We start from the raw sequence: 26,742 nt of genomic DNA on the forward strand, positions 1-26,742 counted from the left end.
TTCTACTTCATGGATAATAAATTGCGATTCCTTATTCTATTAATCTCCCTAATGTTCGCTTCCCCGTTTTGCGCCAAAAGCGAAGAAGCGCCCGTCTCGCCCGATATCCACGTCGATCAAATCGGCTATCTGCCTTCCGTCAATAAAATCGCGTTCGTCTCTTCTCCGACGGGCCAGCCGTTTAAATTGCTGTACGCTAAAACCGGCAAGGCGGCGATGAAAGGCATGTTGTCGTTGGAGGCGGCGTACGATAAGGCCAGCGGCAGTCATATATGGGCGGCCGATTTCAGCGTGATCGGCGCCACCGGCGAATATATGCTGGAAGTACCAGGCTTAGGGCGATCGTATTCATTCCGCATCGACGACGGCCTTTACAGCCAGGCGGCGCTTGTGGCGATGAAGAGTTTTTATTTCCAACGCTATGGCGTTGGCCTTGCCAAACCATTCGCGGGTCCTTGGGCGCAAAAAACGCCCCAGCCCGCCGAAGAGATCGTCCATTCCTCTACGGAGCCGGAAGCGGCGCCTATCGGCATCGTTGGCGGCTGGCATGATGGAGGGGATAATGGCCGCTACGCCGTGAATGGCTCGTTTGCGGCGGGGATGCTGATGCTTCTGCATGAAATCTCCCCGCAAAGTTTCGGCGATCGTTCTTTGAATATTCCCGAAAGCGGCAATGGCGTCCCCGACATCCTCGATGAAACGCGCTGGGAAATCGCCTGGCTGCTGCAAATGCAAGACGAAAGCGGCGGCGTCCACCACAAACTCACGCCCAACGAATGGATCAAAACCTCGCCCGCCGCCAAGGAAAAGGAGAAACTCATTCTCTTCCCCATCTCCACCGCCGCTACGGCGGGCGCCAGCGCCGTTTGGGCCAAGGCGGCGCGCCTTTATTCCCCTTACGATGCGACGTTCGCCGCCGAATGCCTGGCTGCCGCGCAAAAAGCCTGGAAGTTTTTGGAAATCCATCCGAACGACGGCGGCTTCAACAATCCCGACGGCGCCATTACCAAAACCTATAACGATAAAGACGATTCCGACGAGCGCTTCTGGGCGGCTGTGGAATTGTATCGCGCCACGGAAGACGCGCGTTTTCTTGACGTCCTTCGCGTCATGGGCGAAAAACGGGCGCCGTTCCTTTCCGCTTCCGGCTATTGGGGCAACGTCATGCCGCTGGCCGCGGCGGAAATGCTATGCGCCGCCAAGGACAAATTCGAAGCGAAAATGGCCGATGAAATCGTGAGAGATTTACTTTCCCTCGCGGATAGTTTCGTGGAAAAGAGCCAATGCGAAGGATACCGGCAAAGCATCCAGCCGGGGGAATATACCTGGGGATCGAACGCCGTTCTTTTGCAGAACGCCTTTATTCTTTGTTTGGCGAACCGGATTCAGCCCAAGGAAAAATATCGACGAACGTTAATGGATCAATGGCATTATATTCTAGGTAGGAATCCGCTTTCGCGATGCTTCGTCACCAGCCTGGGTTCTCTCTCCCCTCAAAAACCCCATCATCCGCTTTCGATGACGGATAAGGTGGAAGAACCCATCCCCGGTTTGCTCGTTGGCGGACCGAATCAGTTCCTGAACGATACTATTCTCAAAAACACGTTCCTTATCGAAGCGCCCCCGGCGGTGGAGTATATCGACAGCGAGGAGAGTTTCGCGTCGAATGAAGTTTCCATTAGCTGGAATGCAGTCCTAACGTTCGTCGCCGCCTCCATCGCGTTTTTCTAAATCACGTTACGCAGCCAGTACTGTCGCGCCATCGGAAAAATCGTTTAAGAGAGGCGTTGAGTTATCCATGATTATCGTTCTTTCGAAAAGCGAAAAGAATCGATAGCCGCGAAATTTCTTCTTCCAGCCTTGAAAGGCTATTATCAAATGCCGCTTTAAAGGGGCAAACGGTCATAGCCCGCCGTTTCAACGGCGGGATTAGGAATGGATTTCTTTTTCGTGTTTTTCTTTTTCATTTCGCGTTTTCGCGATTCAAACAGCGAAGATAAGAGATTCCTTAAATTTCCCATTGCTCGTAACATGAGTTAGAAAGTTCGATTCTTGATTACCGCGCTCCCGACTGTTCCAATACGTCGAGGATGCTCTCATAGCGTCCGAAAGGCGGGAAGATGTACGCCCCTTTGATCTGGGGATGGCGGATGGCTTCGCGCAAAGTTTCCGCCGCGATGGCGATGCCTTCTTTCCGCTGCGTTTCTTTGGTGGGAGCGAGGCTTAACCGGCGGCGGATTTCGGCGGGCACTTGCATACCCGGGACGTTATTATGCAGAAACTCGGCGTTCTTGGCGCTCGCCAGTGGCAGCACGCCCACGAAAAATGGAATCGGCTTCACATGCGCTACTCGTTTTAAAAACGTCTCCAGCAATTCGGGATCGTACATCGGCTGGGAGAAAACATATTCCGCTCCGGCGTTGACCTTTTTCTCGTATCGATCCGCCTCCCGCTCCAAATCCGCCGCGCCGGGATTGCATCCCACACCGAGAACGAACGACGTGCGTCCGTCCAGCGGACGCCCGGCGAAATCCAATCCATGATTCAAGCGATTCGCGCATTCTACTAAACCGATGGAATCGAGATCGAAGACGGCGGTGGCGTCGGGATAATAACCCATTTTAGGCGGATCGCCGGTAATGAGCATCAGGTTGCGCAAGTCGAGGGCGTTAGCGCTGATCAAATCCATCTGCAAGGCCAATAGATTCCGGTCTCGTCCGCAGACGTGAATGATGGTTTCGATCGGCGCTTCCCGCTTTACCAGCAACGCCAGCGCTGTCGGCGACATGCGCCCGGAAGCGCGGGGACCGTCGGCGATGTTGACGGCGTCGATGCCGTTTTCGTAAAGAAATTTCGCGCCCTGAACCGCCCGCTCCGCCGTAATCCCTTTCGGCGGATCGAGTTCGACGGAAACGGCGAACTTCTTTCCCAACAACCGCCCGAACGGCGTCCGTTCTTCTAAGGGAATTGGCGGCAGAACGGGCGCATCCGTTTCCACTAGACGCACGGAGGTCTGCCGCGGCTGCACGGAGCGCAAAAATACGGCCATTTCCTTAATCATGCGCGGCGTTGCTCCGCAGCATCCGCCGATGATGGACGCTCCCCGCTGCAACAGGCGGCGCGCATATTCCGCCATGTATTCCGGCGAAGCGAGGTAGAGCGTTCGGCCTTCCACTTCTTTCGGCATACCGGCGTTGGGCATGGCGGAGATTTTCAGATCGTTCCCGGCGGCTTCCTTCACCATACCGAGCGCTTCCAACATCTCCGGCGGACCGCCTCCGCAGTTGAGTCCAACAAACCGGCTTCCCCACGACCGCGCTTTTTGCACCAGCTGCGCCGGGGCCACCGGTTGATGACGCGAAAAAACACCGATGGAAACGGATGGGATGACGGGAATCGATCCATCCAACCCGGCGACGGCTTCAAAAGCCCATTCGAGTTGCTCCAAGGAAGTAAATGTTTCCAGTAACAGCAAATCGGCGCCGCTCTCGATCAAGTACGCCGCCTGTTCCCGGAAACTAGCCTGAATCGAAGCGGGCGTTTCGTTGGAAGCCAACGCGCTGGAGATCGGACCGATGGAACCGGCGGCGAAGACGGAATCCCCTGCCGCCTCCCGCAAAAGGGAAACGCCTCTCCGATTGATCTCTTTCGTCTTTTCTCCCAGGCCGAATGATTGGAGATGGATGCGATTGGCGCCGAAGGTATTGGTTGTCAGAATTTCGGCCCCGGCTTGAAGGTATTGTTCGTGAATTTCCCGCACAACCTCCGGATTGGTCAAGTTGAGCTCGTCGTAACAGCGGTTGACGAAAAATCCTCGCGCATAGATTTCCGTTCCCATCGCCCCGTCGGCGAGTATGACTCGCTTTTGCGCCGCTTCCAAAAAGGAATCCATAACTCCAACTCTCTCATTCATTAGGATTAGAGGAATATCATAGCCATCCTGGCCGAAAACCAAACCACTGCATCGAGGAAGCGGCGGCTCCCGCGCCTCCGCGATTGCCGGGCGATTCCTTTCCGTGATATACTATAGTTGATTTATGAAATTCGTTCACGCGGGCGTTTGAAACAATCCCCTTGCCGCTAATGATCCTACGCCAACGTCTTTCTGAGGGAACGAAATTCGGAAAGCCGTTCATGCGAAAGGAGACGATGGATTATGAAAAGGATATGTCTTTACTTCGCTTCCATCCTTATGCTGGGATGGTTCGCCCAGGCGGGCGGCGCTTTCTCCGAAGAAAGTTCGGATAGCGGGAAAAGCGCCACTAAGTCGCGCAGCAACGTATCGAAGAATTACGTGGAAAAATATAAAGAATCTTATAATGCTGGAAATTACGGCAAAAACTATCGTAAAGATTATCGCACCAATCCGATTCGAACGCACAGTACGGATTATCGAAACGTGCAGAAATTTCATTTGGAACAGCCGGTCAATTCGACGATGAATTTGAACGCCCTGGGTCAATCGCGCTTCGGAAAATCTTATACCCCGCGTTCCGGCCAAGCGTCAACGCAGGCGGCGAAGACAAAAACTGCGCCTGCTGCAGTGCAGCCGTCAGCGAACGTCAATCCGAAACAATCCATTCTCGTCAATCCCTATCAACTTCTTCGCCTAGGAAATTATCCGATTCGAGGGGCTACGGCGGCGATCCAATTCGCTACGGCCATGAAGACGGTTTTTCCGGCTATTCGATCCGCCGCGGATATAGAAGCGGCTTCTCTGGCGATCGAAAATGCTACGCCTGAAATCACGCCTGTAGAAGACGAAAAAACCTTCGAAGCCCCGGTTCTTCGCTCTCCGGCGGAACTATTGTACGAACAAGGCGTCGACGCTTTTTCCAACCGCAATTACTATCAATCGCGAATCTATTTCGAACGCCTCTTGGCGATCGATCCGGAAAACGAAATGGTTCAGCTTTATTTCGGCCTCGATTATTTCGTTTTGGGAAATTACGCCGAAGCGAGAAAAGCCATCCAAAACGGCTTGGCTTTGGCGAGAAAATACCAGACCGAGATTCCGCCTTTGGAGAAATTCTTCCCCGCGCCTAGCGATTTCCGCGTGCAGAAATTCCGCCTGACCCGCTTTGTGGAAAAGAATCCCCAGGATGTCGACGCCGCCACGCTCCTGCTTCTCATCAATCAACCGGCGAAATAAATGATGAATGCGGGGTAGCGTAGGGTGGGATCAAAGCGAAGCGTAGCCCGCCATTGTCTCCAACGGCGGGCATAGAAATGTAGGATGGGTCGCGTTTTTTGACCCATCGATATTATGATATCAAATAATTGATGGGTCAAACAACATGACCCATCCTACGATTTTAAGTTAAATGAACTTCCCTATGATCCTTCCTAAGAATTATTGCTTCGCGCTGCTTTTCCTGTTGTTGCTTTTACCCGCTGCCTCTTTGTGGGCGGCTCCCTTCGACATCCTGCCGCCCATTCCGGCGGGCATTATCGCCAAAGCGCAAAAGGGAATTCATCCCTTTCTCCTCGCCGACGAGGATCGATTCCGCGAGGGACGGCGCGAGTTCCGCCAGGAATCCTCTACTCCCCGCTATAAAGAATTCAAAAAGCGCGTGGAAGGCTTCTTCGATAAAGAATCGCCTTGGTATCTCGGCGAAGGGCCTTTGAGCGGCGCCGCCGAATTTCACCCCGGCAAATTATCGGACGAGGATTTGCGCTTTTACTCCAAAATGCTTTGCGAGACAGCGCTCTATATGGGTTACGAGCAGGAACGATGGACTATCAATCGCCTCATGAAGGAGGTCTCACTTCTTCTCGACGAACTCGCTCCCGGCGAAGCGCCATCCAAACCATCCATTACGCCTGATCAAACGTCCTTTTCGGCAAAGGATGCCTATCTTCTCGCTCTGACTTCTATTTTATACGACATGGTCTATTTCCGCTTCGACACCGTCGACCGCCATGCGCCGAACAATCGAATGCGGGAATTGCGCGACCGCCTGGCCGCTTTCTGCAACTCTTCCAAATCCGAAACGCTGCCTCCCGACGAGCAAATAATTTTAGGAACCAGCCTCGGCCTTTCGACGCTTTTCTGCATCTCCGTCTACTCCTTCGAATGGGAAAAGAAGGAAGCCTTCAACCTGCAATCCTACCTTCCCGACCTTTACCGCGCCGCTGCGCTCACGCGCAAAGGCTTCGACGGTATGATTGCGCCGGATAAGCGAATCCGCGCTTCTCTTCCCCGCCTGGAAAGCGTTTTTCTCATCGCCATTCCCTGGCTCGAACGCCTGAAAGAGAACGGATATTATTTCGCTCCCGGCAAGGGGATGTTCGCCGAAGCCGTCGCCGCTTTGGAATCGCACCGAATGCCGTCTTCGTCCAAGATTATTCATCCCAATTATGCGCCGCCATTGAGCAATCCCTGGATTCCAAGTTCTTATGCCTTGTTTAAAGCCATCGATCCCAAGATGTACGCCGATAAAAACGTCAAAGAAGCGTCCGGAACCGTCCAAGCCGTTGCTTCGGAAAATGAGGACCTTCCCATCCCGCCGCCACAACCGCGTACATTGCAAGAACTCAAAGAACGAATCTTTAAAGAGAATCCCAAAGGCCGTCCGCTTACTCTACGGGAACAGCTGGAATATCTCGGCCAGCCCCGCAAGGAAATTCCCGAACCGCTGCCTACCTTAGCAAGCGCGCCCTCGTCCCGCGAAGCGGGATGGACTCGACCGGCGAATGTGGAACTGCCTTCTCTTTGGGGCGCCGTCTATTGGTTGGCGGCGAGGGAAAACCCTTCCTCTGAGGCGAAATCGATCTGGGAAGATCTGGCCAGCGAAACGGATTCCCATCCCCTGACGTACTTGCATAAAACCACCCTTACCGCCAAAGGCGCAACGCCCGCAGACCGGGAGGATTTGATCCAATATCCCGAATCCGGCTTTACCCTATACTCCACCCGCTCCTTGCGAAGCCATTACATCCTTTCCTCTCAAGCGGCGGCGGAGACGGTCATCACGCCAACTTACTCCATCCATCATGAAAGTTTCTTCATGAACGACAACGGTTTCGATTGGCGTTGGTTCCACGAAATTCCCGCTGAAGGCGCCTTGAAATCCGCGCCGGGCGCTTCCTCTATCAAGACGGCGTCGCCAGTACTCTCGCCGATTTTCTCCTGCTGGAGTTCGGATTCGCCCGTGGGAAAAAGTTACGTCCTGCGGCGCCATTTCGAAGGCGCAGGCGCCGCCTATACCGCCGCGATCCATTTTCCCGCTCAAAAAGCCAGCGGCGGCCGCATCGATCATATCGTCTTCTCCCTCCCGCCCAACAGCGCGGGACTCGTGGATTCCGACGTTCGCGAATTCATCCAAATCGTCCCCGAGAAGGACGAATTATACGATGAACCCAGCAGTTTCGAGGAATGGCAAATGAAGCGCTCCAAAGAACGCAGGGGCGAAATCGAACAAGCCAAGGGAGAGAAATTGCGGATTTTTTTATCGGCGGATGCGCTCAAGAACGCCGCTGTCAGCGACGGCTCGCTCGGAACCATTCTGGATATAGAACTAGCAACTCCCGATAAGCCTTTCTTTTATATGATTACGCCCGAACAGCCGGGGCGTGAGCAATTCAAACCCAAGTACGCTTCCATTCCTATGCCCGGCATCCGCGTTCTCGAATGGCGGCACGGCGTCGAGATGCTGGCGATTAATATGGGAGACGGAATCCACAATCCATTCGTGGATTCCGACGCCGATATCGCCATTATGATTCAGGAAAACAGTTCCAAGCGCATTTCCTATATGATGGTCAATGGAACCTACCTGCGCGCGAAATTCATGCCTTCCGAAGGGGACTTTACTCTTCTCGCCGATACGAAAGGCGAACGCATGAATGTAGTATGGAATTCCCGCCGCCTTTACGCCAACCTTCCCCCGCGATCCATGAGCGTTTTTCATGCGCCGGATATCGTTGGTTTCGATTGTCCGGGAACCGTGATAAAATACGGGCGCACCGGAAGACAAGCCGTAGTCTGGGAAAAGAAATGATGAGTGATGAATGATGAATGATGAATGAAGAATGAAAATCATGGCATCCTTCAAAGGACGAAAGATTTTGCATTGCGGATTATCCGGCTTTATACAGCTTTACCAAAAACAACCGAAGCTCAAGTAATCGGTAAGCAGATATTACGTTCAGGAACATCTGTCGGCGCTCATGTCAGAGAAGGCAAGCGCAGCCGGTCCGACGCCGAAATGATTAGCAAGACCGAAGGCGCATTACAGGAATTGGAAGAAACGATATATTGGTTAGAACTTCTTGTAGATTCCGGCATAGTCAAAACTGAATTGCTTTCTGACCTGATGAATGAAACAAACGAACTAATAGCGATTTTGGTTTCCAGCGTAAAAACAATCAAAGCGCGAAGGAAAAATATGGAATGAAAAATGAGAAAGCGATGTTAAAAAAACTCATCATTCATCATTCATCACTCATCATTCCAAAGAGGAGTTTCCATTGATTCCTAAAGAAGAGATCGTTTCCGCCTTAAAGCGGATTGTGGAGCCGGATCGCGTTCTCAGCGATCCGGAAGACGTTGTCACTTACGCTTACGACGGTACGCCCAATCTCAACGCCGCGCCCGCCGCCATCGTTTATCCTACCAGCACAGATGAGGTTTCCGGCATCATGCGCTGGGCCTACGATCGCAAGGTCCCCGTCGTGCCGCGCGGCTCCGGCACCGGCCTTTCCGGCGGCAGCGTCCCGCTGGAAGGCGGCGTCGTACTCTGCCTTGTACGCATGAACCGCATCTTGGAAGTCGACGAAGAAAACTTGACGATCCTGGCCGAACCGGGCGTCATCACCGCCGATCTGGCCGCCGAAGCGGCGAAGCATGGCCTGTTTTATCCGCCGGATCCGGGATCGATGAAAATCTCCACCATCGGCGGCAACGTCGTGGAAAATTCCGGCGGCCTGCGCTGCCTCAAATACGGCGTGACGGAAGATTACGTCCTCGGCATGGAAGCCGTCCTCGCGGATGGTTCCGTCTTTTGGACGGGAAGCAAATCGAAAAAAGACGTCGCTGGATACAACCTGAAAAAGATGCTTGTCAGTTCCGAAGGCACGCTGGGCGTCATTACGAAAATTCTGCTGCGCCTTATTCCTCCTCCCGCCGCGTCACGAACGCTGCTTGCTTTCTTTCCCGACGTCGTATCGGCGGGCAAGGCGGTGGCGGGAATCATTGCAGGCAAGATCATTCCCTGCGCGTTGGAATTTTTAGATAACGTGACCATCAATTGCGTCGAGGATCACGCCCATCTCGGCCTGCCCCGCGACATCGGCGCCTTGCTTCTCATTCAGACGGACGGCCATCCTGCCCAAGTCGAGGAAGAAGCGGCGAAAATCCGCGCCATCTGCGAAGAGAACGGCTCTACGGGCGTAAAAACGGCGCAGACGGCGGAAGAAGCCGAGCAGCTGGCCCAAGCCCGCCGCATGGCGCTCGCTTCCCTTGCCCGACGCAAACCCACCACCATCCTTGAAGACGCCACCGTACCCCGCAGCAAAGTGCCCGACATGCTGGCTTTCATTGAAGAAACCCGCAAGAAATACAACCTCGAAATCGGCACCTTCGGCCACGCCGGCGACGGCAATCTTCACCCTACTTGCCTCACCGACGAAAGAGACAAGGAAGAGATGCATCGGGTCGAACTAGCCTTCGACGAAATCTTCAAAAAAGCCATCGCCCTCGGCGGCACGGTTACCGGCGAGCATGGCGTCGGCTGCGTCAAGAGCAAATATCTTCCTCTCATGGTGGGAGAAGCGAGCATGAACGTCATGCGCCGAATCAAGCGCGTCTTCGATCCCGAAGGAATCCTCAATCCCGGCAAGATTTTTATTGATAAAGATGGGAAATGATGAGTGAAATCCGACTTCAAATTCTCCCCCCAAACTTGGCTACTCTCCGTACACAGCGGAGGAGGGATATAATCTGAGCCAGAGGAGGAGAAGCGTCAAGCAGAATCAAACGATTTTCATAATACTATATTAGAGTTGAAAGTTGAGGGAATAGCGATGCTAAATTTTACCAAGGGGTTTTCACGGATCGCCGTTTGGAGGCTCGTGGAAACCGCATAGTAGACGCCATCAGCCAAAAAAAGTCGGCCATTGCGAACCGTTATTGCGCGAATTCCACCGATGAAATGGGAAGCCGAAGATTCATGTCGAATCCGCGGATAGAAAACAAACAGCTCAAGAACGCGTGCTACGCTTTTTGCCGGGAACGGGCGAAGGAGACGCTTCTTCCGCCGTATGTGGAAATCTACGCCGTGGAGATTCGCGAGAAAGCGGAGAGCGTTCCGAAAGAGGAAGAGCCGATTCTCTGGCGCCTGGCGACCACCGTCGAAATCGAAACCGTCGAGACGGCGCGTCAAAGCGCGCAATGGTATTCCTGCCGGTGGTGGATTGAAGAATTGTTCCGAGTCATGAAGAAAGAGGGACTCAACGTCGAGGGATCGCAGTTCGAAACCGGCTTGGCCTTGAAGCGCTTGGCGATCATGGTCTTGCAAGCGGCGCTGCAAATCATGCAATTGACGGCGGTCCGCGCGGGAACCTATGAAATTCCGCCGGAGACCGTCTTCACCCAGGATGAATTGGTTTTTCAAGAACAATTGCTTCCCGGCGTCGAAGGCAAAACGCAAAAACAGAAAAATCCCTATCCCCGGTCCAACTTGGCTTGGAGCGCGTGGATTATTGCTCGCTTGGGAGGCTGGAAGACGTATTATTCGCGATCCGCTCCCCCCCTGGCCCTATTACGATGAAACGAGGTTTAGAATGTTTTTACCAACAATTCTCCGGCTGGCGCCTCGCCTCTTCTTTCCACACCTGAAAAATGTGTACGGAGAGTAGCAATCAGCAATCTAAGAAGAGGGATAAAAAAACAGCAATCTTTATCCAGGTTGGTATTATATATATCGATATGCTGCAAAATAATCCATATCTCTCGATCCATCCATCTCTATCGATATCCAAAAATGATACTCTGAAAAACTAAACCCATCCCCCTATTTATCCCTCTACTCCAACTCCTCCATTTCCGCCGCAGCTTCGAGGGCGGCGGCGGTGGGGAGTTTTTCCAGGTTCCGCAAAATCTCTTGAACTCTTTCGTCGGGGATTTTTTCGATGGATAAGATTTCGTAGCGTCCCGTATGCAAGGGGAGTTCGATATCTACGATCTCTCCGATATATTTGTTCAAGAAGCCGCGCGCGAAGGGGGCCTGGTAGGAGAGGACGAAATGTTCCGGATTCGATTCCCAGGGACCCAGCATGACGTATTCCTCCCGCGCCTCCGAACCAAGCGGCGAAACGCGGAAAAGAGTACCAAATCGGATGGAGTCCGTATTGACATCGTCGATTTCGACGGGACGGGCGAGATGCATCTGTTCCTGCAACTCGCCCGTTTGCGCGGCGAGCAATTTTTGCTTGTCCTTGGCGGCGTGATATTCCGCGTTTTCTTTCAGGTCGCCGTGTTTGCGCGCCGTTTCGATTTCCTGCACGACGGCGGGCAGGTCTTTTTCGATCAGGCGCTTCAGCAGCGCTTGTTTGCGTTCGTAAGATGGTTTCAAGCAAAGCAAGCCGTCCGGCATCGCCGTCTCTTCCGTCGAATGCTGGAAGAGATTGGGATAGCGTCCGCGCACGATGGCGGTAAGGTCCATGGCGGTGGTTTTGTCGATGCCTTCGTTGGTCTGGGCGCGGCGGTAGATGGATTGGGCGATATTTTCTCCGGCGTCCTGGATATGCTCTTTGAAAAGGGCGTAACGGTTGCGCCGGATCAATTCGCGGGCGTCGCCCGCCACCTTGCGCAGCCAGGCCGCCTCATCTTTCTCCCGCCTTTTGGCCTGGCTTGTGAGGTAATCGATGAGGAGAAGAAGCCGATCGATAAGGATGGGATTCTGAACTTTCCCTTCCATCCAGCGGCAGCCCTTCGTCAAGCTGCGGTTGGTGAGCCAAATGAACGTATGGGGATATTTACGATATTCGCTCAGCGTTTCGTCCACCATTCCCGCGATCAAGCCGTCGAAGTAATTTTCCTCCAGCATCGCCGCGAGTTCGTCCCGCACCTCCACGTTTGGCTCCAGCAGCCATTCGCGGAAAATATCGGGCCAATGATCGGAGTGAATCGCCTTCAAGCGTTGAGCGTAGCGCAATTGGTGGGATTTAAAGCGCAAGTGCTGCAATACGTTAACCGTTTGCGGCAGGTCTTTTAACGTATCGTCGAGAACCTCGTCCGGCAGGGATTCGATGCCCTCGGCGTATTCCTTCAAATCCTCGTTGGCGAACCACAATTCCGCCCTTTCCGCGGGGCTGGGGCGCCGGGGAGCAATAGCGTGTATTTTCTTGGAGAAATGGCGGATGACGTGGGTATGCAAGTCTTCTTTCTTCGTAGTGCGGACGTATTGATAGATTTGATCGACCTTAGCGTGAGGGGCTTTAGTCTCGTCGAATCGTTTCAGCAACTCGTCCTCATCGCTGGCGGCGTGTTCGCGCAAGGTATACCGCTTGCCAACGCCTCCAACCACGGCAATATAGGGATCGCGGCGCAAAAGCGAATTGGTCTCGGACCACCATGCGGTCCACAGGCGAGCCGGGATGCAACTGGGAACCAGTTGTTCCTTGATCTCCTTAGCCAAAGCCGAACCGCCGAAACTTTTCAGAACGATTTTGATTAACTCGATGGGATTATCTTTGACGAGCGACGCGATTCGATCGGAATCGATTAAGCGAAGAACGCGGAAATCGTCGCGATGCAGCGTCTCCACCGCTTTCTGCGCCAGTTCCAAGTCCATGCGATGGTCGCGTTTTTTCTGAAAATTGATCGAGACCCGCCGATCGCCCATATCTAAATCCTTCACGCGGCCAATGCCCCAATCGGGATGGCGCACAAAGGAATCCGGCAGAAATTTCGTCAGCAATTCCACCTCTTCCAACGCTTCGGGCAAGGGACGTCCGCCCCGGATGGAAGCGTGATCGAAAACGCGTTCGATTTCATGATTGGCGTTATAGAGTTTGCGCAGCGTATCTACAATAGGTTCGCGAAGGGATTCGTCCTTCGGCGTATACCGCAATATCCGCTTTAAAATAAAGAAGCGCCCCTCCCAATCTTTCCGCTCCTCGCAAGGCCCCAGCAGCATCTGCAATAGAACCGCCGCCCGCTGGTTCTGTTTATACCCAGCGATCGTTTCCGCGATGCGGTTATAAAAAACCAGATTCGACGGCGCGAGTTCCACCAATTCCAGCCAAAGGTCTTCAAGAATATCGTATTGCCGGTCGGCGGCGGAGGATTCCAGAGCGATTTCCAAATGCCGGATCGCCTCTTCCGTCTCGCGAGTCTCGCGGTAATATCGACCCAGCTTCATCGCCGTTTCGGTGACGCGGTCTTTCAGTTCCAACAAGCGGACGAGAGCGCCTTCGAACTCCTCGCCCTTTTCGTTCAATTTTTCCAAAGCTTGGGCGAGTGCGCGGAGAACGAAAGACGCGTCCGCCTCCTCTTTCAAATGCTCGCGGCATTTATCCCTGATTTCGCTCCATTGCGCTCTTTCTCGCAGTTCGTTTAACAATTCCAATGAGACCATTCTTTTCACCTATCAAGAAAGCTGGGGGGGTAAACAGGATATCATAGCAACAAGATCGTTATTTTTTAACTGCCCAAGCGGAAGTTGGCGCGGATCTACCCACGCCTTCGCATCCGGCTCAAGCGTAATAGGGAAAAAAATGACGAGGATCCATCACGAAGCGGGAAAGAGACGATCCTCGCGCAGAGCATATTTCAATCCGCAGCGAGGACAAACGGAAGCGTTATCGAATTTCGGCAGAATCTCGCCGCATTCGCACGCCCAGCCGATCCGCCGGGCGGGAATGCCCGCCATCAAAGCGTAATCGGGAACGTCCTTGGTGACGACGGCCCCGGCGGCGATAAAAGCGTGGCGGCCAAGAGTATGGCCGCAGACGATGGTCGCGTTGGCGCCGATGGAGGCTCCTTCCTTCACCAAGGTTTTCAAGTAAAACTGGGAGCCTTTTTGCGGATATTTGGAGCGGGGATCGAGAATGTTGGTGAAAACCATCGAGGGACCGCAGAAGACGTAATCTTCCAATTCGACGCCTTCGTAGATGGAAACGTTGTTTTGGATTTTGACATAATCGCCAATGACGACGTTGTTGCCCACGTTGACGTTCTGGCCCAAAACGCAGCGCTTGCCGATGCGGCTGTGGGATTGTACATGGCTGAAATGCCAGATTTTCGTCCCTTCGCCGATTTCGACATTATCGTCGATATAACTGGAGGGATGAACGTAATAATCGGCTTCTTTCTTCTTCTCCACGCGGGCGGCGCCGCCGGAAAGCAGGCTTTCCGTCGCTTTTTCCAGGATTTCCAACACTTCGACGCCGTTTTTCCCGTTGGATATTTCCGGCGGCGGTCCGTCGATATGGCCGAGGAAATACTTCATTTCCTCGGTGAGAGGCATTTTTCTTTCATAAGGAATTATGGCGGTAGCCCCTTCCCGCTTGATCGGTTCGCCTTGAATCCAGTCGATGCTTTTTTCGTAGAAAAGAAGATTCTTCTCCTCGGACGAATCTTCATATGACAACATCCCTTTGGATCCGATCGCCACGATGCGATGTTCTTTGAAGGGATGCAGCCAGCTGACGAAAATATGTCCTACGACATTACCCGGATAGGTCAACACCGTCATAGTGGAATCGTGAATCGCCGGTTGCAGGAAAACGCCGCCGCGAGAAACGATTTCCATCGGTTTTTCGCCGATGAGGTATTGGAAAATGGCGATGTCGTGAGGCGCGAAACTCCAAAGGATGTTCTCTTCCGTGCGCACCATGCCCAGGTTGAGACGGTTGCTGTAAATGTATTGCAACTTGCCGATCTTGCCGCTTTGGATCAATTCCTTAATCGTTTGGATGGCGGGATGAAAAAGCAATACGTGGCCCACCATCAAAGAAACGCCCATTTTATCCGCTAATCCGGCGAGACGCTTCGCATCCGCGACGGTGAGCGCCAGCGGCTTTTCCACTAGGACGGGCTTGCGGCGGTTGAGGATCAATTCCGCGACTTGGAAATGCGATTTCGCGGGCGCGGCGACGGTGAAGCCGTCGAAATCCTCCTTCACCGCTTCGTGGATGTCATGAAACAGTTTCACGCCGGGATAGGCTTCCCGGATTTCCGCCAGACGTTTTTCGTCCGGCTCCACGACTCCCGCCAGGCATCCTAGCGAATGCAGCGTCTTGACATGATTCTTGCCCCAATTTCCGGCGCCGGCGACGCAGATTTTCTTAACCATAGAATTCACCTATCGCTTCAAGGATATAATCTTGCATTTCCTGGGTGAGTTCGGGGTAAATCGGGAGAGCGATGGTGTGACGGGCGGCGCGCTCGCTATGAGGAAAGTCGCCCGGCCGATAGCCCAAGTAACGGAAGCATTCCTGCTCATGGAAGGGAACGGGATAATACACTTCATGGCCGATCTCTTTTTTCTTGAGAAATTCACGAAACTCATCGCGCTTTTCGGGAACGGAGATGACGTATTGATTGTAAATATGATTCTCGCGCCCATAGACGGCGGGGGGGGGGTGAATTCCCTTTATGTTCAGGTTAGCGTCATAATATTCGGCATTGCGCCGCCGTTGTGAATGCCATGACTCCAAATGGGGAAATTTGACTAATAGAATCGCCGCTTGCAGCGCATCCAGGCGAAAGTTGCCGCCGATGAGGGAATGGTAATATTTCGGCTGCGCTCCATGATTGCGCAGGCGAACCAGTTTTTCCGCCAACGATTCGTCGCTGGTTACAACCATGCCGCCGTCGCCTGCGCATCCGAGATTCTTGCTGGGGAAGAAGGAAAAGCATCCAACGGCGCCCATGCTTCCCGCCCGCTTCAAACCGGCGGCGGAAGGATATTGCGCGCCAATGGCCTGGGCGGCGTCTTCGACGACGGGAATGCCGTATTCCTGCGCCAGGGCTAGGATGGGAGCCATATCGGCGCATTGGCCGTAGAGATGGACGGGAATGATGGCTTTGACTTGCCCGGCGCTCTGCGGATTATCTACAAACCATCGGCGCAATGCCGCCGGATCCAAGTTATAAGTCGAGGGATCGATGTCCACGAATACCGGCGACGCATGAAGACGAGCGATGACTCCAGCGGTGGCGAAGAAAGAATAGGGCGTCGTGATGGCCAAATCGCCCGGCCCTACGTCCAGCGCCATCAATGAAATCAGCAGAGCGTCGGTGCCGGAGGAGACGCCTACGCCATATTTAGCGCCGGTATAAGCGGCGATGGCTTTTTCCAGTTCCGCTACTTTTGGTCCCATGATGTAACAAGTGGAATCGAGCGTCTCGGCGGCCGCCCTTTTTATCTCTTCCCCGATGGATTTCATTTGCGCCTTCAGATCGAGAAGTGGGACTTTCATCATCGTCGCTTTCCAACGCCTAGGCCGCGTTTATCGTATGCTGGATTGCAAATAACTTTTTTACTATTATGATGTTAGACGAAATCGAATTATAGGAAAGACAATTTATCGTTTGGAGAACCTTTTTTCTTTACGCATTTATTAGGCTAAACGTAAGTTCCGGGCGATGGAAGCGATTTTTCTTATGATTTATCAACTACCCTTTAGGACAAACTCCCTAGCCGATAAGAAGCGGCGGCGGCTTTTACGATCCATCGCTAGCCAAAAACGCCGGATGATTTTATACTTTATGATATAATACATATATGGGATGCTTCTTGAAATAGCGATCTTGGCGATGCGGGGTAAGGAATTTCTTGAATTTTTAGGAATATCTTCTTCTTTACGTTCGAGGAGCCTATGGACGAATGAGGAAAAACAGGTAGTAATTCTCGGAGAAGAATTTCCTCCCAAACAAAATGAAGCGTTTTCCTGGAATATTCTAAATTATCGGTTAATCTATCTCCAGGTCCACAGGATAAAGGGAGCAGAGATACGAAATGCTGTCGCGTCTAATAGAAATGGTAAGTTTCATCTTGGCAAAATCGATCGAGACGGACGAAGAAGATTGGACGATCCTGCAAAGAGATTTAACCGAGCAATTGGAAGGGCGGGGCTTCAACGGGCAGGAAATCGATGTCGCCTTCGAAGTCGCCAACCGCATTCGCACCCGCTTGGAAGAAGGATCGACGATCCCCGTCCCTTTCAAGACCAACCTGGTTTATCAATATCTGGAAGAGATCAAATTGACGAAAGCCGCTCGCGGCTATCTTCTTTCTCTAATCTATTCCGGCCTATTAACGCCCGAACAGCGGGAAGAAGTCGTGGAACGGGCTTACTTCATGGAAGCGCCGGAAGTGGATATTCCCGAAGTGCAATATCTCGTAAATTTCGTTCTCGGAGCCGAATCCTGGCCCGGCGAGGATTCGCCCTCCATGTCGTATTCTCTGCAATAAGAATCGCGCATCGCCCGCGAGATTGGCGCGTTGTTTCCCCGCCCCTATCGTATTCCACCATGTAAGAATCCAGTTCGCGCCGCCTTGAAAAACCTCGAAAAACGCTCATGATTTGACATCTCCGCAAAAGCGGCGAAAATACAGGATTGGCGTAAGGTTCGTTTATGGGCGCCCTTTCCAATCCAACGATTTTTGTTGTCGCTGGGATTATCCCAACAAACCATAAAGAAAAAAGCCATTCGCGTTGGCTATGCCGTTGCTTCTTCGAACTGGCATCCATTTCCTCGCCGTCAGCGAGACGGAGGCTTCCCGAATCGATGAATGAAAAGCCGAATCATCCGAACATTGAAAACCAGTTAAAAAAATTCAGAGAATCCATCGATGCTATCGACGAGAAAATTCTAAAAGCGCTCAACGAACGCGCCCAAATCGCCCAGGAAGTGGGCAGCCTAAAAAACCACATCCAGGCGGATTACTATATTCCCTCCCGCGAAAAAGAAGTGCTCAACCGGCTGTTGGAGATGAATCCCGGCCCGCTTTCGCCCGACGCCGTGACGGAAATTTTCCGCGAGATCATCAGCGCCTGCCGTTCGCTGGAAACCGTCATCTCCGTGGCTTACCTCGGGCCGGAAGGGACGTATCACCACTCCGCCGCGCAGGCCCATTTCGGACGTTCGGTCCAATTCTATCCCCTCGACACTATCAACTCCATCTATGACGAGGTGGAACGGCAGCGGGTGGATTACGGCGTCGTCGCCATCGAAAATTCCATCGAGGGCAGCGTCACGGAATCGCTGGACCGGCTCACCCATTCCAAGGTAAACGTTGTGGGAGAACGCTACTATCCCATTTCCCACAATTTAATCAGCCAATCCGAATTGCATAACATCACCGCCGTCTATTCCCATCCCCAAGCCATCCGGCAATGCCGTAAATGGTTGGAATCCAATCTGCCCAAAGCGCAATTGATCGACGCGCCCAGCACCACGCAAGCCGTGCTGAACTGCAAAAAAGACCCCCAAGCGGCGGCCATCGCCAGCGCGCTAGCAGCGGAAATTTACGACGCGCCCATCCAAGTTCGAGGCATCGAGGACGTTACCGGCAACACCACGCGCTTCTTCATCGTCGGCAAGAAATTCAATCCGCCCAGCGGCGACGATAAAACATCGATGGTAGTATTCATCCGAGACAAAGTCGGAGCGTTGTATTCCATGCTGGAACCGTTCAAGAACAACGCCATCAACCTCAACAACATCGTCTCCCGCCCCACCAAGCAGGAGGCGTGGCAATATATGTTCTTTATCGAATGCCAGGGGCATCGGAACGACGAAGTCGTCAAAAAAACGATCGAAGAAATCGAATCCAACAGCCTTTACGTCAAAGTGCTCGGTTCCTATCCCCGCATCCCTAATCCATCATGAAAAATAGCGCAATCGTGGATTTTCATCGGATAGGAATATACGGGATCGGCCTCTTGGGCGGTTCGCTGGGCATGGCGCTGAAAGCGCTCCATCCCGACGCCGCCATTATCGGCATTGGCCGTTCGCCGGAACGTCTGGAAGAAGCCAAACGTCTGGGAGCGGTCGATTCGTATACCTGCGAGCCGGGAAAAATCGATCCTCCCTTAGACCTTCTCGTTATCTGTACGCCGGTGAGAATGGTTCCCGGCCATTTGGAACAAACGCTGGCTTCGATGAATCCGGGCGCCGTCGCCACCGACGTGGGCAGCACGAAAGCCGACGTCGTCCGGCGTTGCGAGGAGATCGCGGGCAACCGCATTCGTTTTATTGGCTCCCATCCCATCGCTGGTTCCCATAAAACCGGCGTTGGAGCAGCGCAAAAAGACCTGTTCGAAAACAAAGTCTGCGTTGTAACGGAAACGGAGCGCACCGATCCCGCCGCTTTGGAAGCGGTTTGCGAATTATGGCGCTCCATAGGAATGCGCGTTACGCGATTGACGCCGGAAATCCATGATTTTCTGCTGGCTCGTTCCAGCCATCTACCCCATCTCGCCGCCTCCGCCTTATGCCACGTCATCCAAAAAGCGGGACCGGAAATCGAGCCGGTTCTAGGAACGGGCTTCCGGGACGCCACCCGCATCGCCGCCGGAGACCCCGGCATGTGGTTGGATATCTGCATGGAGAATCAAAAAGAAATCCTGGATTCGCTAGCATCGCTCAGGGACGTATTGGATGACATCCGCCGCTGGCTGGAAACCGGCGATGAGAAGGCGATCTACGCCTTTCTGCAACAAGCGCAGGATTGGAAGCACTCACTGGTGGAATGAGAATGAAAAAGTAGGATGGGTCATGTTGTTTGACCCATCGATTATAATACGTATACAATGGATGGATCAAAAAACGCGACCCATTCTACAATCTGGTTCATAAAATAAAGCAGCGGCAAGGGAGAACGGCCATGTCCGTTTTGGCGCAAAAACGACTATTCACGGTCGATGAATACTACAAAATGGCTCAATCCCATATTCTCGCTCCAACCGAGCATGTCGAATTGATTGAGGGGGAGATATTCCAAAAAACGCCAGTCAGCAGCAATCATGCGGGAACAGTAGCCTATCATTCGGAATTATTCATTTATAATTTAAAAGATAAAGTCATCGTCTGGGCGCAAAGTCCCATCCGGTTGAGCCAGTATTCCGAACCGGAGCCGGATATCGCCTTATTAAAGCCGCGTTCCGATTTTTATAAGAATAGCCACCCCGCGCCTGAGGACGTATGGCTGATAATAGAAACGGAGGATTCCTCTATCGCCTACGACCGCCAAATCAAAATGCCTTTATACGCCCGTCATGGCATTCCAGAATTCTGGATCGTGGATTTGAACCAGAAGGCGATCGAAGCGTATTCTCAACCCTCGCCGGAGGGATATAGTCTTTTGCGGACAGTCCGACCCAGCCAATCTTTATCTCCTTTCCATTTTCCGGAATTGGATCTCCCGGTTCGGAATCTCTTCGAATGAAACGCCATCACTAAAATTCGAAGGATTTTGGAATCCTCTCGCTTCCGCGCATTCCTTCACCTAGCAGCATGATCTACTCCATGATATTATTAACGTTTATCTTCGAAAAATAATCGATTCGATGAATGGATTCCATGCAACGATTCGCCGGCGTCTATCCGGACTGCCGAGAATGGTTGTTTTGTTTTTTGCGGGTGGCTGGACCATTCGATCCTTTTTAGGCGAACGAGGCGGGATTGGCTTTTGCGATTTCCTCTTCCCGATTGATTAGAAGAACGGCAACCGTCATGGATGCTCGACAATAAAGGAACATTATATTCCCTCATAATAAGCGAGGAGGTTTTTCTTCCATGTTCGAATGGATGAATCGACACAAAAAAGACATTATGAAATACACGCTTTGGCTGGTCATACCATCCTTCGTGTTGATGTATGGCTATGGAGAGTGCATGAAACCGCAGATGATCCGCTGGGTCGTAAAAGTGGACGATGCGGAAATTTCCGAACTGGCCTGGAACAACCAAATAGAACGGCTGCGGACGGAGATGCAGAATAATAGAGAAAACGGCCAGGAAGCCGATCTTCCGGCGGAAGAATTGCGGTCGCGGGCGCTGCAACGATCCATCGTCTCCGCTCTTTTCGAGGAAAAAGCGAACGAATGGGGAATCGCCACGACCGACGACGAAGTCTTTAAAACCATTCACGACCTCTCTTATTTCAAAGACGAACAAGGCAATTTCAGTTACGATATTTACCGCCAAAAAGTAATCGGGGCAGGGTATCACCCCATCCAATTCGAAGAAATGCAGCGGGAAAGCTTGACTCGCGCCAAGATGCAATCGGTCGTTACTCAATCCGTTTTCCGCTCCGCCGCGGACAAGAAACGCAACGACGACCGTCAAAACGCCAAAATCCAGATCGAATACCTGGCTTTCGAACCATCCAGCTATACGGAAGAAATCGCGCCCGATGAAGCTGGGATGCAAGAGTATTACGATAAGAACAAAGAGGATTACCGGATTCCCGAACAGCGCCGCATCGCGTACGCTCGATTCATTCCCGCCAATTTCATCCAAGAAGTATCGTATGCCGAACAGCAGGTAGAGCGTTATTTTCGGCAAAACCAGACGAAATACGAATTGCCGGAACAGGTAGCCGTCGAACATATTCTCTATAAGGCGGATAGCTTCATTAACGACGTTACGCCCACCGCGGAGAACATCGAAACGCAATACCGCCAAAACGCAGGAAAATACGTCAAGCCCGAACAAGCTCGCGTGCGGTATATCAGCGTTCCTCTCGCCGCCGCCGCGGAAACGCAACAAGTTACCGACGAAGCCATCGAAGAGTTCTACAAGAAAAATATCGCTCGCTACGAACATCCGGAACAAATCAAAGCGAGCCACATTCTGTTAAGAGTTACGGATGAAAACAACGCGGAGCAAGTGGAAGCCGTCAAGAATCATATTCTGGCCATTCGCCAGGAGATCGTCGACGGAACCTCCACCTTCCAGCAAGCCGCCCAAAAATACTCCCACGATGGCAGCGCCTCCAAAGGCGGAGACCTGGGCTATTTCGGACGGGGAAGAATGGTGGCGCCCTTCGAAGAAGCGGCTTTCTCGCTGCCCGTCAACCAGATATCGGAACCGGTGAAAACCCGCTATGGATATCATCTGATTATGGTGGAGGAAAAACGCGAGGCGGGAACGGAGCCGCTGGAAAAAGTCCGCGATTCCATCGCCATGGATTTGAAAAAAGAAAAAGCCCACAAATATTTTCAACGATTGGCGGACGAAATACAATCGTTGAACGGATTAGCGGAACGCTATGCCATAAAAGAAACGCCGTGGTTTAGCAAGCAAGATCCCATTGAAGGCGTTTCGGATCGGGGGGAACGCATCCTCTTCAACCAGGCTTTTTCCAATACAACGGGGAAACCCGTTTATCAAGCGGGCAGCATTTATATGGACAACGTCTACTTGATCGAACCGGCCGGCCATACGCCATCCGCAGCCATGACGCTGGAAGAAGCGCGGGATACGGTAGTCAAGGATGCGAAAATCTCTCTTGCCGAAAAACTGGCGGATCAGACGGCGGAAGCGGACGCGGCGCGGATCAAGGAAGCTTCCGTTCCGTTGGAAACCATCGCTATGGAAAGAAAAATGGAAATTCAGCCTACGAAATTATTCGACCGCAACGCAACGTTCATCGAAGGGTTGGGGTCCAGGCCATCCTCCGTCATCAGTTCCGCTTTTACGATGGAAAAGGGCGAAGTGAGAGGTCCACTCAAAACCTCGGTTGGTTCGCATATCATTCGGTTATTGACGCGGCAGCCTTCGCATCTGCCCGAGTTTGCCGAAGTTAAGCCGCAAGCGGAAAACGACTATAAACAAGATTACGCCGCGCGTCTGGCCCGCAGCGCCGCCAACAATTTCATAAACGATCTCTTTGAAAAAGAAGATCAAATGCTGGAACAGGCGGCTTCGATGGGCATCGAAGCGGGAACGACCGATTTATTCAAGGAAAACGACGCGATTCCTGGACTCGGCTATAAGCGCGCCGTTAATGCGGAAACCTTCAAGCTAACGAAAGAAGGCGAGATGGCCTCTCGCGCCGCGGCGGAAGAGCAATCCCAACCATCCAGCCAACAACAGAGCGAACCGGAAATCGAAGCGTTTTATGCGATTCGGTTATTGGAAATCAAGCCGAGTTACATTCCCAGCCTCGAAGAAGCGCAAAAGGACGTGGAGCGCGATTATCGTTTGCAGCAGGCCGAGAAAATCGCTGTGGAAAACGCCCAAAAAACTCTCGCCGCCATCCAATCGCTGCTTTCCTCTTCCGGTCCTATCGAAGCGACGCGGGCAGTGGATTTGACTCAATTCGAGGATAAACCGGAGGAAAACAAACCGCAAACTTCGGCGGGAAAAGGCGCTTCCTATCGCGGCCCCATCGAAATTACCGGCATGGGCCAGATTCAAGGCATCGGACGCTCCCCCGCCATCGCCAAAACCGCCTTGGCGCTCAACCCGGGACAAATTTCCCAAGTCGTTCAAAACTATCAGATGAAAATGCTGCCCGACAAAACGCGCGTCCAAGGAAAAATGACCGGAGCTTATATCATCCAGACGCTCGGAAAATCTCAGAAAGAAGAGGCGGACAACGATCCCCAATCCATCGCCAAACAAATCGAACGTTATCTCGAACAACAATCGCAGAGTCTGGCTTTCAGCGCATGGGTCGACGAAGTCAGTTCCGCCGCCAATATTCAATACAACGATGAAATTCTGAATCCCGATCGAGAGGATAAAGAACTTGAAGAAAAATAAGAACGCCCTATTCTCTTTCTCAAGCCGATAAAATCGGCGGATTGTTTGAAAAAGAGGAGTCAGGCGAATGAATCGAAGGGAACGAATCCAGCTGAGCCTTAAAAGAGCAAGGATTCGTTCCCTTCTTTTTGGGCTGTTGTTATGGCGCCTTCTCCATCCTTCCTATTCTCAACCGCCGTCTCCGTTCCTGATTGACAATTACCCGGTTCAGTCCGGCATTGTCATCCTGAATCGAGAAGGACGCATCCAAGGCGGATTTCCTTTCCTTGGCGATCCCACGGACGTCGAGGCGCTTCCCGCGCAAAGAGCCTTCGCCGCCGTTACTCGCATTGGCGAGTTCTATCTTTGTTCCTGCGAAGGCCGCGTCCTCTACGCCGCCGCTTTTCAGGAATTGAACGATGTCGATATCCTGGATCAGCCGGACCAATACCTCTTTGCGTCGCGGGGAGAAAAGCGCGTTTTTTTTTATAACAAACAAACCGGCCAACAGGACGCCGCGCCCTTCGAATTCGCCGGCCCAACCGACGCGGACCTGTTAGCGAACGGCCATTTGCTCGTATGCGATTCGCCAGCCAACCGCATTGTGGAAATTACGCGGCAGGGTGAGTTAGTCTGGAGTTTCGAAGAAGACTTAAAACAGCCGATGGACGCTCTGCGGCTGGAAAACGGCAATACTCTCATCAGCGATTTCGACAATCATCGCGTCATCGAAGTTCAGCCCGATGGAAGAATCGTCTGGGAAAAAGAAGGATTCGACCATCCCGTTAAAATCTATCCTTTGACGGAGGCAAAATATCTGCTGGCGGATGGAGACCATCAACAGCTGGTGGAATTGACGCTGCGGGGAGAAGCGCGGGTTATTCAAGGGCACTTGAATTTCATTCAGGCAGGCGTATGGGTTCCCGGCGAACAAACCTATCTCTGCGCCGTCCATAAAAAATTCCCGCCCCCGGCCAAGAAACCGTCCGCCGCCGCTTCTTCGCCGCAAGCGCAACCGCAAAAAACTCTATCGACGCGCCTTCGAGAGTTCAAGGATCAAGCCATGCCGCTTATCGCCAACCGGTATGGCGTATTGATGCTCTCTTTCGGTTTATGGCTGATTTCCCGTCTCTCTCGCCAAAGCCATCGATATACCCAATTCTGCTTGATATCCGCGTATCTTCTCGCCATCGGCAGCGCTTATCGTTTTTTGACGATAGCCGCTTCGCGTCCGCCCTATCGCCCGGAATTGGCATTCTGGATCGCCACAACGCTGCTTTTTCTCTATGCCGGACGCGAGGCTTTGCGCGCTTATCGGCCTCAAGAATGTTGGCGCCCGGACGCCGTCATGCGTTTTCCTTACCCATTCAAGAGAACGCTCCTTCTAATCGCTTGGCCGCTGCTGGGATTGTTGGCGCAATACGATCATACGCGCAGCATGGCTTCTATGCCCTGGTGGATTGTTATGGCGGCGTGGGCTATAGGAGTCTATTTTCTTGCCCAACCGCTATGGGGAAAAACCAGGAAGCGATCCGGCGAGGAAGGCGTTTGGCGCGAAAACAATCTTCCCCTGGCCTCTCCCTTTACCACCGGCAGCGTCAGCGAAATGGACGAAGGTCATCCGGATTTATCCAGCCAGGATACTACTTCCGCCCGCCATCGCGCCAATACGGCTGTAGCGGCGCTCGTCGTTCTCGGCGCGGCGCTTTACATCATCGGCGCCGAATCGATTCCCACCGACGTCCACGGCGACGAGTGCGAAGTCGCTTTGCAGGGACTCAAAATTCGCGATTCCGGCCAATGGGATTTTTTCGATCTGGGCTGGTATCATATCCCCCATCTCTTCTACCTGATTCCCAGCTGGACGATGTGGCTTTTCGGCGACAATCTTTTTGGAATGCGCATGACCGGCGCGTTGTTAGGCGTGGGCGCCATTCCCCTGTTTTACCTGCTGGCGCGCCGATTTTATCATTCCACGCCGGCGGCGATGGGGACGTTTCTCTTCGCCGCTTCGAGTTTCGCCGTCCACTTTTCCCGCATGGGAACCGGATACAACCAAATTACGCTCATCGCGTTGGCCGCCTTGTATTTTCTTGTGCGCGGCTTGCAAGAAGCGGATTCGCGATGTTTTTGCGCGGCGGGCTTTCTCTCCGGATTGGGGCTGCTTTCCTACCAGGCAGGGCAGTTGCTGCCGCCATTAATAATGGCTTCCGTGTTTTTATTGCTTGTTTTCAGGAAAATCAATGGATTGACGGCTTTTGTCAGCCTGGCGGCTTATCTTCTTTCCTTATGGACAACCATTGCGCCATTGGTTGGAACCTACCTGGCCGCGCCCGCCTTCAGTTATACCCGCGCCCAGAGCGTATCGATCTTCTCCAAAGACGGACTTCATTGGATACGAAACTCCTACCCCGGCAGTTATACCACAAAACAAATTTTTCTAGGCCAGGCGGAGCGCAGCCTGCTGGCGCCGATCAGCCATTGCGACAACAGCCCATACCTCATCAATCGTCAATACGGCGGGATGCTGGATCCTATTCCCGCCATATTTTTAACGTCGGGATGTTTTTTATTATTATGGAAAATCGCTCATCCGGCGGGAATGCTGATTTTCTTCTGGACGTTGACGTCTCTCTTGACGGGAGCGGCGCTTACCATCAATGCGCCTTCGTATCAACGCTTGACGTTTGCCATTTCCTTTTTGCCGCTTATTGCGTGTCCCATTTATTACGGGATCGTCATGAACGTCAACAAGGCGTTTCGCGGATCGCTGCGGATGCGGACGGGCTTGGCCTGCGGACTCGCGGCGCTGTTATTGATTATGGGCATGAACCGCTACTTCCGCCAAATCCAATCCGTCCCTCAGTTACTGGACGAATGGACGCGCATCGCGCATTATCTTCATGACGGCGGACCGGAGCCGTACACTTACTTTTTCGGACCGCCGGACGTTTATTTCCAGTACGGCACCATTCGTTTTTTGGCGCCGCAAGCAAGAGGACAGGACGTCGCCAATCCCGATGAGTTTTTGC

16 protein-coding genes are annotated in these 26,742 nt (G+C 52.8%); 12 read left to right on the top strand and 4 right to left on the bottom strand.

Annotated features, from left to right (window positions below; genetic code table 11):
* The first annotated feature begins 21 nt into the window (after positions 1–21).
* Complete coding sequence (locus tag AB1656_16745) at positions 22–1,731, top strand: glycoside hydrolase family 9 protein (protein MEW6237034.1); 1,710 nt, start codon at positions 22–24, stop codon at positions 1,729–1,731.
* A 325-nt stretch (positions 1,732–2,056) separates the two neighbouring features.
* Here AB1656_16745 and AB1656_16750 read toward each other — a convergent pair whose 3' ends face one another.
* A complete protein-coding gene (locus tag AB1656_16750) occupies positions 2,057–3,892 on the bottom strand; it encodes a bifunctional homocysteine S-methyltransferase/methylenetetrahydrofolate reductase (protein MEW6237035.1) in 1,836 nt (611 codons plus the stop codon).
* A 264-nt stretch (positions 3,893–4,156) separates the two neighbouring features.
* On the opposite strand from AB1656_16750, the gene AB1656_16755 reads away from it, so the two are divergent.
* The 5 genes from AB1656_16755 to AB1656_16775 all read left to right on the top strand — a co-directional run bounded on the left by AB1656_16755 (position 4,157) and on the right by AB1656_16775 (position 10,772).
* Positions 4,157–5,152, top strand: coding sequence for a hypothetical protein (locus tag AB1656_16755; protein ID MEW6237036.1), 996 nt, complete (start codon positions 4,157–4,159; stop codon positions 5,150–5,152).
* A 172-nt stretch (positions 5,153–5,324) separates the two neighbouring features.
* The gene (locus tag AB1656_16760) at positions 5,325–8,003 is read left to right on the top strand and encodes a hypothetical protein (GenBank protein ID MEW6237037.1); all 2,679 of its coding nucleotides are present in this window, start codon (positions 5,325–5,327) and stop codon (positions 8,001–8,003) included.
* A gap of 24 nt (positions 8,004–8,027) precedes the next feature.
* Positions 8,028–8,399: a four helix bundle protein gene (locus AB1656_16765; GenBank protein ID MEW6237038.1), complete on the top strand. Its 372-nt coding sequence runs from the start codon at positions 8,028–8,030 to the stop codon at positions 8,397–8,399.
* A gap of 73 nt (positions 8,400–8,472) precedes the next feature.
* On the top strand, positions 8,473–9,870 hold the full coding sequence (locus AB1656_16770; protein MEW6237039.1) for an FAD-linked oxidase C-terminal domain-containing protein: 1,398 nt from the start codon (positions 8,473–8,475) through the stop codon (positions 9,868–9,870).
* Positions 9,871–10,172: 302 nt separating this feature from the next.
* The gene (locus AB1656_16775; GenBank protein ID MEW6237040.1) at positions 10,173–10,772 is read left to right on the top strand and encodes a hypothetical protein; all 600 of its coding nucleotides are present in this window, start codon (positions 10,173–10,175) and stop codon (positions 10,770–10,772) included.
* A 255-nt stretch (positions 10,773–11,027) separates the two neighbouring features.
* Here AB1656_16775 and AB1656_16780 read toward each other — a convergent pair whose 3' ends face one another.
* From AB1656_16780 to AB1656_16790, 3 genes are all read right to left on the bottom strand, one after another.
* The gene (locus tag AB1656_16780; GenBank protein MEW6237041.1) at positions 11,028–13,583 is read right to left on the bottom strand and encodes a GreA/GreB family elongation factor; all 2,556 of its coding nucleotides are present in this window, start codon (positions 13,581–13,583) and stop codon (positions 11,028–11,030) included.
* 153 nt (positions 13,584–13,736) lie between these two features.
* Entirely contained in the window at positions 13,737–15,302 is a 1,566-nt protein-coding gene (locus AB1656_16785) for a Gfo/Idh/MocA family oxidoreductase (GenBank protein ID MEW6237042.1), read from the bottom strand.
* Positions 15,295–16,431, bottom strand: a complete 1,137-nt coding sequence (locus AB1656_16790; GenBank protein ID MEW6237043.1) for a DegT/DnrJ/EryC1/StrS family aminotransferase — start codon at positions 16,429–16,431, stop codon at positions 15,295–15,297. Before AB1656_16790 ends, AB1656_16785 begins: the two co-directional genes overlap by 8 nt.
* Before the next feature lie 539 nt (positions 16,432–16,970).
* Here AB1656_16790 and AB1656_16795 point away from each other — a divergent pair.
* From AB1656_16795 to AB1656_16820, 6 genes are all read left to right on the top strand, one after another.
* The gene (locus tag AB1656_16795; GenBank protein MEW6237044.1) at positions 16,971–17,426 is read left to right on the top strand and encodes a DUF494 family protein; all 456 of its coding nucleotides are present in this window, start codon (positions 16,971–16,973) and stop codon (positions 17,424–17,426) included.
* Between the two features lie 317 nt (positions 17,427–17,743).
* Positions 17,744–18,847, top strand: coding sequence for a prephenate dehydratase (pheA, locus tag AB1656_16800; GenBank protein MEW6237045.1), 1,104 nt, complete (start codon positions 17,744–17,746; stop codon positions 18,845–18,847).
* On the top strand, positions 18,844–19,713 hold the full coding sequence (locus AB1656_16805; GenBank protein ID MEW6237046.1) for a prephenate dehydrogenase/arogenate dehydrogenase family protein: 870 nt from the start codon (positions 18,844–18,846) through the stop codon (positions 19,711–19,713). Before pheA ends, AB1656_16805 begins: the two co-directional genes overlap by 4 nt.
* A gap of 131 nt (positions 19,714–19,844) precedes the next feature.
* Positions 19,845–20,405 (top strand): Uma2 family endonuclease, encoded by a 561-nt coding sequence (locus tag AB1656_16810; protein MEW6237047.1) that lies wholly within the window; start codon positions 19,845–19,847, stop codon positions 20,403–20,405.
* Between the two features lie 350 nt (positions 20,406–20,755).
* Positions 20,756–23,731, top strand: a complete 2,976-nt coding sequence (locus AB1656_16815; GenBank protein ID MEW6237048.1) for a peptidyl-prolyl cis-trans isomerase — start codon at positions 20,756–20,758, stop codon at positions 23,729–23,731.
* A 67-nt stretch (positions 23,732–23,798) separates the two neighbouring features.
* The coding region (locus tag AB1656_16820; GenBank protein ID MEW6237049.1) for a glycosyltransferase family 39 protein at positions 23,799–26,742 on the top strand (2,944 nt) is incomplete at its 3' end.

Source organism: Candidatus Omnitrophota bacterium (assembly GCA_040755155.1).
GTDB lineage: Bacteria > Hinthialibacterota > Hinthialibacteria > Hinthialibacterales > Hinthialibacteraceae > JBFMBP01.